Source organism: Micromonospora chokoriensis (assembly GCF_000718555.1).
Classification (GTDB): Bacteria; Actinomycetota; Actinomycetes; order Mycobacteriales; family Micromonosporaceae; genus Micromonospora; species Micromonospora chokoriensis_B.
This window is the reverse complement of the sequence record NZ_JOAN01000040.1, coordinates 1-9,823: the sequence shown is the minus strand read 5'-3', so window position 1 is coordinate 9,823 and position 9,823 is coordinate 1. Positions and strand designations below refer to the sequence as shown.

The window sequence follows — 9,823 nt, the reverse complement described above, 5'->3', positions numbered from 1 at the left end:
ATGGCGCCGCCGGTGAACGCGAGGCCAGCAGCGGTCAGTGCGGTCTTACGGATCAGATCGGTACGCATGATGGCGTGCTCCTCTGCATCGGGGGTGCCCACGACGGCATCCGGGGGTGGCCGTGCGGGGGGAAGTTCGAGGGGTGCCCGGCGACCCGCGAAGCCGGCGGATCATTCCGCGTCCGGCGGGAGCGGTACTCGGTGGTGCGGGGTGTGTAACCGGGGCGGGCCAGCGGATCATTCCCGCCCGGCGGTCGACCGGTGTGGTGTTGCTTGGCCGTGCGGGGTGTGTAACCGGCCGAGCCAGCGGATCATTCCGCCCCGGCGGCGGGCCGGTGTGGTGCTTGGCGGTGCGGGGGAGGTAACCGGGGCGGGCTGCCGGGTGTTCCCGGCGGCTGCCACGCACCACAACCCGAAAAGTCGCGGTGGTCTGCCAGGTATAACGACCCCGCCCGGCCCCCGATTCCACCACCCGGGTGACCCCGACCACCCCACACCAAGGCTCAAACCGGACAACCCACCCACCCGCGGCCCTCCGCCCCGCATGATCCACCCCGGTTCCAGGAAGTTGCGGTGTCCCACGGTCGAGGATGCCCCGACTTCATGAAACCCGAGCCGATCATGCCCATCTGGGCCGATTGCGCCCACAGACCAGTCCGACCCCGGGGCCAGCGCAACCGAGCTCCCCCCGCAAGCCGCCAAACCGGACAGCCGGCCGGCGAGCACCGAGCACCGGACCGCGCACCAGGCAGGACCGCGTATCGGCCCGTGCACCGGACCGCGCACTGGCCCCAACGAGCACCGAACCCCTCCAAGATCGTGCTCGATCCAGGAAAGAGGCCCCTCACTGCGCGGACGAGGCCACTACATCAGTGATTGAGCACGATCACGCGGGAGAGCGACCGACCACTGCAGGGCACGACTGACCACCGCAGGGCACGACTGATCACCGCAGGGCACGACTGACCACCGCAGGGCACGACTGACCACCGCGAGGTGAGCGTGGGCGCTCAGGTGCTGGGCTTCGCCTCCGCGCCGTCGTCAGCCTTCGTGTCTTTGTCGAGAGCGGCCAGGATCGCCTCGGCGGTACGCCGACCCACTCCCGGCACCTCGGTGATCTCTTCGACTGTTGCGGCCGAGAGTCGCTTGAGCGAACCGAAGTGCCTCAGCAGGGCCTTGCGCCGCACCTCTCCCAGGCCGGGCACGTGGTCCAGTGCCGATTCGGTCATCCGCTTGGAGCGGCGCTGCCGATGGAAGGTGATCGCGAACCGGTGCGCCTCGTCGCGTACCCGTTGCAGCAGGTAGAGGCCCTCCGAGGTGCGCGGCAGGATGACCGGGAACTCGTCGTCCGGGAGCCACACCTCCTCCAGCCGCTTGGCCAGCCCGCACAGGGCCACGTCATCGATGCCCAGATCGGTGAGGGCCTGCTGGGCGGCCGCGACCTGGGGGGCACCGCCGTCGACGACCACCAACTGCGGCGGGTACGCGAATTTCCGCGGCCGGCCGGTGGTCGGGTCGATCAGCACACCGACCTGCGGGTCGACGGCGCCTGCCGGGGCGACGGGATCGTCGGCCGACTCCACGCCCACCTCGCCGGTCTCGGCCCGGGCGTCCAGGTAGCGGGCGAATCGACGCCGGAGCACCTCGGACATCGCGGAGAGGTCGTCGGTGGCACCCCGCACGATGAACCGCCGGTATTCGCTCTTGCGGGGCAGCCCGTCCTCGAAGACCACCATGCTGGCGACCACATCGGTGCCCTGGATCTGAGAGATGTCGAAACACTCGATGCGCAGCGGCGGGGCGCTCATGCCCAGCGCCTCGCTGATCTCGTCCAGTGCTTTGCCCCGGGTGGTCAGATCACCGGAACGCTTCAGCTTGTGCCGGGCCAACGCGTCCTTGGCGTTGCGTTCCACCGTCTCCATCAGTGAGCGCTTGTCACCACGCTGCGGCACCCGCAGCGACACCCGACTGCCCCGGTGGTCGGAGAGCCATTCGGCCAGGGCGTCGGCGTCGGCGGGCAGCTCGGGCACCAGCAGCTCCCGAGGAACGTCGCTCTCGCCGTGCTCACCGCCGTATACCTGAGTGCAGAAGTGGTGCACGAGGTCGCCGGTGGTCAGGTCCTCGGTCTTCTCCACCACCCAGCCGCGCTGGCCACGGACCCGGCCGTCGCGGACATGGAAGACCTGCACGGCCGCCTCGAGCGGGTCGTCGGCGAATGCGACGACGTCGGCGTCGGTGCCGTCGCCGAGCACCACGGTCTGCTTCTCCATGGCCCGGCGCAGGGCGGCCACGTCGTCGCGCAGCCGGGCGGCCCGCTCGAACTCCAACTGCTCGCTGGCCTCGGTCATCTCACGTTCGATCTTGCGGACCATGGTGTCGGTGCGCCCGGCCATGAAGTCGCAGAACCCGTCGACGATGGCCCGGTGTTCGTCGACGGAGACGGTGCCGACGCACGGCGCCGAGCACTTGCCGATGTAGCCCAGCAGGCAGGGACGACCGACCTGGCCGGCCCGCTTGAACACCCCGGCGGAGCACGTGCGCGCGGGGAAGACCCGCAGCAGCAGGTCGAGGGTCTCGCGGATGGCCCAGGCGTGCGAGTACGGGCCGAAGTAGCGCACGCCCTTACGCTTGGCGCCGCGCATCACCTGTAGCCGTGGGTACTCCTCGTTGAGGGTGACGGCCAGATAGGGGTACGACTTGTCGTCGCGGTAGCGGACGTTGAACCGGGGGTCGTACTGCTTGATCCAGGTGAACTCCTGCTGGAGCGCCTCGACCTCGGTGCCGACGGTGATCCAGTCCACCGACTCGGCGGTGGTGACCATTTGCCGGGTGCGCTCGTGCAGGTTCCAGACGTCGCCGAAGTAGGAGTTGAGCCGGCTGCGCAGATTTCTCGCCTTGCCGACGTAGATCACCCGGCCGGTGCCGTCGCGGAAGCGGTAGACCCCTGGTAGCTCCGGGATGGTGCCGGGTGCGGGGCGGTAGGTCGAGGGGTCAGCCACGCCAGCAAGCCTAGTCCGCAGCACCGACAGCCCACCGCAGGCGCGTGATCCACTCGGCTTCCCGGAAGCCGAGGTGTCGACAGACCGCAGACACCCCGGCTTCCGGGAACGCGAGTCGATCTTGCAGCGCCGGACCGGCGACCGGACCAGCGCGGAGGCAGCCGGGCCGACGCTCAGACCAGCGCCGGACCGGCTGCCAGGCCAGCGCCGGTCAGGCCAACGCGGGTCAGGCCAGCGAGATCTGGTCGCCGGTGACCTTGATTTCCTTGGGCGGCAGCGGCTTGGTAGCCGGGCCGGCCTTCACCGAGCCGTCTTCGATGGAGAACTTGCTGTTGTGGCAGGTGCAGTTGATGGTGCCGCCGTCGACGTTCGTCACCGGGCAGTTCTGGTGCGTACAGATCGGGCTGAAGCCCTTGAACTGGCCGGCCGTGGGCTGGGTGATGACCACGCCCTGGGCGGCGAGGACCTTGCCGCCGCCGACCGGGATGTCGGCGGTGGTGGCCAGCGACTGGGCATTCTGCCGGGCGCCGCCGCCCGCGTCGCCGGTGCTGGGCACGGCGGGGCCACCACTTGTGGGTGCGCTGGTGCCGCTGCCGTCGCCGTCGTCACTGCCGCAGGCAGCCAAGACGACGGCCGCGCCGACCGCCCCGACGCCGGTGAGCAGGGTACGACGTGTCTGCGTACCCGGTCCGGTCAGCGCCTGATCGTCACTCATGCCTCGCCTCTCTCTAGCCCGCTGCGCCGGTCGATAGCCGGCCACACTTCTCCACACGGGCAACTGTGCCGGATGGTTCATCGCGGCATCCGCTCGACCCGGCAAATGGGGTGGGGCGGATCGTCATCCGACCCGCCCCACCCCACGACCACGCACAGAGACGTCAGCGAGCGGCGGCCGGCACCTTTCGGCTGGCCCGCGTCTTGGTCACGCCGTTGGCCTTGGCGGCACGGGTGGTGGCGGCGGCCGCACCCTTGGCCTCGCCGTCGAGCTTGAGCACCTGGCGCAGGAACTGACCGGTGTGGCTCTCCGCCACCTCCGCGACCTCCTCGGGGGTGCCGGTGGCGAGCACGGTGCCGCCCCGGTGGCCCCCCTCCGGGCCCATGTCGATCAGCCAGTCCGCTGTCTTGATCACGTCGAGGTTGTGCTCGATGGTGATCACCGTGTTGCCCTTGTCGACGAGCCCTTCCAGCACCATCAGCAGCTTGCGGATGTCCTCGAAGTGCAGACCTGTGGTCGGCTCGTCGAGCACGTAGACCGTCCGCCCGGTGGAGCGCTTCTGCAGCTCGGAGGCGAGCTTGACCCGCTGCGCCTCACCACCGGAGAGGGTCGGCGCGGGCTGACCGAGGCGTACGTAGCCCAGGCCGACGTCGACAAGTGTCTTGAGGTGCCGGTGGATGGCCGGGATGGCGGAGAAGAACTCGGCGCCCTCCTCGATCGGCATCTCCAGCACGTCCGAGACGGTCTTGCCCTTGTAGTGGACCTCAAGGGTTTCCCTGTTGTATCGGGCGCCCTTGCAGACCTCGCAGGGGACGTACACGTCGGGAAGGAAGTTCATCTCGATCTTGATGGTGCCGTCACCGGAGCACGCCTCGCAGCGCCCGCCCTTGACGTTGAACGAGAACCGGCCCGGGCCGTACCCGCGCACCTTCGCCTCGGTGGTCTCGGCGAAGAGCTTGCGGACGTGGTCCCAGACTCCGGTGTAGGTGGCCGGGTTGGAGCGCGGCGTCCGACCGATCGGCGACTGGTCCACGCCGACGACCTTGTCCACGTGCTCCAGACCGGAGACCCGGGTGTGCCGGCCCGGCACCAGCCGGGCGCCGTTGATCTGGTTGGCCAGCACCGCGTACAGAATGTCGTTGACCAGCGTCGACTTCCCCGAGCCGCTGACGCCGGTGACCGCGATCAGTTGGCCCAGCGGGAACGGGACGGTCAGGTTGCGCAGGTTGTGCTCCCGCGCGCCGTGCACCACCAGCTCCCGGGCTGGGTCCTGTGGGCGGCGGTCCGTCGGTGTCGGGATCGACCGCCGGCCGGACAGGTACGCCCCGGTGATCGACTCCTTGTTCTTCAGCAGCGCCGGCACCGAGCCGCTGTGCACGATCTTGCCGCCGTGCTCACCCGCGCCGGGCCCGATGTCGACGATCCAGTCAGCGGTGCGGATCGTGTCCTCGTCGTGCTCCACCACGATCAGCGTGTTGCCCAGCCCGCGCAGCCGGATCAGGGTCTCGATCAGCCGGTGGTTGTCGCGCTGGTGCAGCCCGATCGACGGCTCGTCGAGCACGTAGAGCACGCCCACCAGGCCGGAGCCGATCTGGGTGGCCAACCGGATGCGCTGTGCCTCACCACCGGAGAGCGTGCCGGCCGGACGGTCCAGGGAGAGGTAGTCCAGGCCGACGTCGAGCAGGAACCGCAGCCGGGCGTTGATCTCCTTGAGGACCCGCTCGGCGATCATCTTCTGCCGGTCGGTCAGCTCGATGCCGGCGAGCAGGTCGGCGCACTCCCCCACGGACAGGTTGCAGACCTCGGCGATGCTCTTGCCGGCCAACGTGACGGCGAGCACCTCCGGCTTGAGCCGGGCACCGCCGCACGCCGCGCACGGCACGTCGCGCATGTAGCCCTCGTACTTGTCGCGGGACGACTCGGACTCGGTGTCGGAGTGCCGGCGTTCGATCCACTGCACCACGCCCTCGAAGCCGGTGTAGTAGGAGCGCTCGCGACCGTACTTGTTGCGGTATCGCACGTGCACCTGATCGTCGGAGCCGTGCAGGATCGTCTTCTGCGCCCGCGCCGGCAACGCCCGCCACGGGGTGTCGATGTCGAAGTGCTGGGCCTCGCCGAGCGCCTCCAGCAGGCGCAGGAAGTATTCCAGGTTGTGCCCGGTGGACCAGGGCGCAACGGCGCCCTCGCGGAGGCTGCGCTCCGGGTCGGGGACGAGCAGCTCCGGGTCGACCTCCTTCTTGGTGCCCAGGCCGGTGCACTCCGGGCAGGCGCCGTAGGGCGCGTTGAAGGAGAACACCCGGGGCTCGAGATCCTCGATGGCGAGCGGGTGGTCGTTGGGGCAGGCCAGGTGCTCGGAGTAGCGGCGCTCCCGCTCCGGGTCGTCCTCGGGAAGGTCGACGAAGTCGAGCAGCACCAGGCCACTGGAGAGGCCCAGGGCGGCCTCGACCGAGTCGGTCAGCCGCTGCTTGGCGCTCGGCTTGACGGTGAGGCGGTCGATCACCACCTCGATGGTGTGCTTCTCCTGCTTCTTGAGCTTCGGCGGCTCGGTAAGCGGGTGCACCACGCCGTCGACCCGGGCCCGGGCGTAGCCCTTGGCCTGCAGTTCGGCGAAGAGGTCGACATATTCGCCCTTGCGGCCGCGGATCACCGGGGCGAGCACCATGAACTTGGTGCCCTCGGCCATGGCGAGGACCCGGTCGACGATCTGCTGCGGGCTCTGCCGGGAGATGCGCTCGCCGCAGACCGGGCAGTGCGGCTCACCGATGCGGGCGTAGAGCAGGCGCAGGTAGTCGTAGACCTCGGTGATGGTGCCGACTGTCGAACGCGGGTTGCGGGAGGTGGACTTCTGGTCGATCGAGACGGCCGGGCTCAGACCCTCGATGAAATCGACGTCCGGCTTGTCCATCTGACCGAGGAACTGCCGGGCGTACGACGAGAGCGACTCGACGTAGCGGCGCTGCCCCTCGGCGAAGATCGTGTCGAAGGCCAGGCTCGACTTGCCCGACCCGGACAGCCCGGTGAACACGATGAGAGCGTCCCGGGGCAGGTCGAGACTGACGTCACGCAGGTTGTGCTCGCGCGCGCCACGGATAATCAGTCGGTCGGCCACGGTGCGTGTACTCCCGGGAGAAGACGAAGCGAAGTATCTGTCCCGCTCTGGGTGATATTGAGCGGTCGTGCGGGCGCGGAAAACACGCCTCGGCAACTCTAGCCCCGAGGTATGACAGTTTCCCTCGCCCGCACATTCCCCCAGCTCAGCACGGTCGGCCGCCCCGCCCGCGAGCCCGCGCACGCCCGCCCGCGAGCCCGCGCACAGGCCGCCCGAGCAGCGCCGCGCGCGGCCCGCCCGCAAGCGCAGTCACCCGCCGCGTCAGTAGCCTCCGGGCGTCGGCGGACGCGCGGCCCGACGCCGGGCCGAACGCCACCCGCCACGCCGCTCCGCCGCCGCCCGGGCCTCCCGCCGTCGGCTCTCGTGGGAGATCTCCCCCTGTAGCCGCCGCCAGCTCTCCCACCGCCGGGTGGAGAGTTCGCCGGCGTGCAGCGCCTCCCGGACCGCGCAGGCGGGCTCGCCGTCGTGGCCGCAGTCGGCGTAGCGACAGCCCTCGGCCAGCCCGGTGATGTCGGCGAACGCCCGGTCGAGCCCGGCGGCACCGTCCAACAGGCCGACCGCCCGCACGCCGGGCGTGTCGATCACCGCACCGCCACCGGGGATCGGTACGAGGGCCCGCCAGGTGGTGGTGTGCCGACCCTTGCCGTCGACGCGCCGGATCTCCTGGGTGGGCATCATCACGGCCCCGACGAGGGCGTTGACGAGGCTCGACTTGCCGGCACCGGAAGGCCCGAGCAGGCCGAGCGTGCGCCCGGGCGCCACCTCGGCGCGCAGCGGGTCCAGCCCGAGGCCACGTTCGGCGCTGACCGGAAACACCGGCACCCCGGGGGCGACCGCCGCCAACTGGCGGGCCAGCGCGGTCGGGTCGGCCGCGAGATCGACCTTCGTCAGCACGACAAGTGGCCGGGCGCCGGACTCGTGGGCCAGGGAGAGCAGCCGCTCGATGCGGCCCACGTCCGGCTCGGGGTGCACCGGCTCCACCACCGCGGCGGCGTCGAGGTTGGCGGCCAGCACCTGGCCGCTGGCGTCCTTGCCGGCGGTACGCCGGATCAGTGCGCCGCGTCGCGGCAGCACCGCCGCCACGGTGACCCGGCGGTCCGGCCAGTAAGTGAGCAGCACCCAGTCCCCGGCGCAGGGCAGCGCGGACGGGTCTCGGGCGGCGACGGCCAGTACCGTCCCACCCAGGCTGGCCCGGACCGGGCCGGTCGCGGTGAGCACCGTGCAGACTCCCCGGTCCACCCGGGCCACCCGACCCGGCTGGTGCTCGCCGCGTCGCGCGGCGTAGGCCGCCCGTTCGGCGTCCCAGCCGAGGGCGGTCAGATCGATCGTCATGGCATCCTCATCGGTGTCGAAGCTGGTGATGGCGGAACACGCGTGCCACGTCCGGCATGATCACCACCTCCGTCCGATGTCCCGGTGCCGCGTCTGTCGCTGACGTTAGGTCGCACGCCGACGCGCCGAAAGCGATTTCCCCGGCGACGGCGCGGGCGGTGGACCGCTAGGGTCGACGGGTGACCACGGATCCGCTGCTGCTGATGGGCGAGGTGGACGCGGCCACCAGCCGACTACTGCGTACCGCCGCGTCTTTCGACGCCGCGGACCTGGCCGCCGCGTCGCTGCTGCCGGGCTGGACGCGCGGCCATGTGCTGGCGCATCTGGCGCGCAACGCCGACGGCTTCGTCAACCTGCTCACCGCGGCCCGCACCGGAGAGGCGCTGCCGATGTACGCCTCACTGGAGGCTCGCGCGGCGGACATCGAAGCCGGTTCGAGCCGGCCGCCTGCCGAGCAGCTGGACGACCTGCGGCGCACCGCGGACCTCTTCGCCGAGGCGGTCGCGGCGATGCCGGCCGATGCCTGGGCGGCGACGGTACAGGCGCGTCTGGGCCCGTGGCCGGCCGTGCTGCTCGTCTGGGGCCGTTTGCGGGAGATTGAGGTGCACCACCTCGATCTGGCCGCCGACTACCGGGCCGCGGACTGGTCGGAGACGTTCGCCCACCGACTGCTGCGCGAGGCGGCCAGCCATCACGCCACCGGTCCGACGCCGCCGTCGATGGTGCTACGCCTCGACGGCACCGAACACGAGGTAGTGATCGGTGACCGCGACGGCGCCCCGGTCGTCACCGGTCCCGCCCCCGACCTCGCCGCCTGGCTGATCGGCCGTGCCGACGGCGCCCCGCTCTCCGTCACCCCCGACGGTCCCCTGCCTACTCCACCGGAATGGATATAGAAACGTCATGACATACAGCGGAGACGTCACCCACGGCGGCGCGCCGGCGGTACGGGAGCTGGACGGGCTGACCATCAGCAAGCTGTCGGTGGGCCCGATGGACAACAACGCCTACCTGCTGCGCTGCACGGGCACCGGTGACCAGGTGCTGATCGACGCCGCCAACGAGGCACCTCGCCTGCTGGACCTCATCGGCGACGGCGGGCTCACCGCCGTGGTGACGACCCACCAGCACATGGATCACTGGGTGGCGCTGGAGGAGGTCGTCGCCAAGACCGGCGCCCGCGCGCTGGTGCACGCCGACGACGCGGCGGGGCTGCCGATCGAGGCGGAGCGTCTGGCCGACGGTGACACCGTGGCGGTCGGCGACTGCGCGCTGGAGGTCATCCACATCAAGGGGCACACTCCGGGGTCGATCGCGTTGCTCTACCGCGACCCCGCCGGCACCCCGCACCTCTTCACTGGCGACAGCCTTTTTCCGGGTGGCGTAGGTAACACCGACAAGGACCCGGAGCGCTTCGCCGCGCTGATCGGTGACGTCGAGCACAAGCTGTTCGACCAACTACCGGACGACACCTGGTTCTACCCGGGCCACGGCAAGGACAGCACCCTCGGCGCAGAACGCCCCGCCCTCCCCCAATGGAAAGCCAGAGGCTGGTAACCCGCCACACAACCACGGTCACCAACCGCTGACCGAGAACCACCAAGATCAAAACCCACCGACGGCGGCACCCCCACACGAGTCGTAACCCCGACGGGGGCGGGGGCCCGCC

General features: G+C 70.5%; 6 protein-coding genes. 2 read left to right on the top strand and 4 right to left on the bottom strand.

The features are described 5' to 3' along the window. Positions 1-1,009: 1,009 nt before the first annotated feature. From uvrC to rsgA, 4 genes are all read right to left on the bottom strand, one after another. A complete protein-coding gene (gene uvrC / locus IF46_RS0131925) occupies positions 1,010-2,998 on the bottom strand; it encodes an excinuclease ABC subunit UvrC (RefSeq protein WP_030492131.1) in 1,989 nt (662 codons plus the stop codon). 226 nt (positions 2,999-3,224) lie between these two features. After that, positions 3,225-3,713: a Rieske (2Fe-2S) protein gene (locus IF46_RS0131920; protein ID WP_030492130.1), complete on the bottom strand. Its 489-nt coding sequence runs from the start codon at positions 3,711-3,713 to the stop codon at positions 3,225-3,227. A 163-nt stretch (positions 3,714-3,876) separates the two neighbouring features. Next, a complete protein-coding gene (uvrA, locus tag IF46_RS0131915; RefSeq protein WP_030492129.1) occupies positions 3,877-6,822 on the bottom strand; it encodes an excinuclease ABC subunit UvrA in 2,946 nt (981 codons plus the stop codon). A gap of 261 nt (positions 6,823-7,083) precedes the next feature. Then, positions 7,084-8,154, bottom strand: a complete 1,071-nt coding sequence (gene rsgA / locus IF46_RS0131910) for a ribosome small subunit-dependent GTPase A (RefSeq protein ID WP_030492128.1) — start codon at positions 8,152-8,154, stop codon at positions 7,084-7,086. A gap of 179 nt (positions 8,155-8,333) precedes the next feature. On the opposite strand from rsgA, the gene IF46_RS0131905 reads away from it, so the two are divergent. Together IF46_RS0131905 and IF46_RS0131900 are read left to right on the top strand one after the other, a co-directional pair. Then, positions 8,334-9,050 (top strand): maleylpyruvate isomerase family mycothiol-dependent enzyme, encoded by a 717-nt coding sequence (locus tag IF46_RS0131905; protein WP_030492127.1) that lies wholly within the window; start codon positions 8,334-8,336, stop codon positions 9,048-9,050. A 7-nt stretch (positions 9,051-9,057) separates the two neighbouring features. Further along, positions 9,058-9,711: an MBL fold metallo-hydrolase gene (locus IF46_RS0131900; protein WP_030492126.1), complete on the top strand. Its 654-nt coding sequence runs from the start codon at positions 9,058-9,060 to the stop codon at positions 9,709-9,711. The last annotated feature ends 112 nt before the right edge of the window (positions 9,712-9,823 follow it).

Coding starts and splice junctions, on each gene's coding strand:
- IF46_RS0131920 (WP_030492130.1), bottom strand. CDS start 3,713: ATGAGTGACGATCAGGCGCTGACCGGACCGGGTACGCAGACACGTCGT.
- IF46_RS0131900 (WP_030492126.1), top strand. CDS start 9,058: ATGACATACAGCGGAGACGTCACCCACGGCGGCGCGCCGGCGGTACGG.
- rsgA (WP_030492128.1), bottom strand. CDS start 8,154: ATGACGATCGATCTGACCGCCCTCGGCTGGGACGCCGAACGGGCGGCC.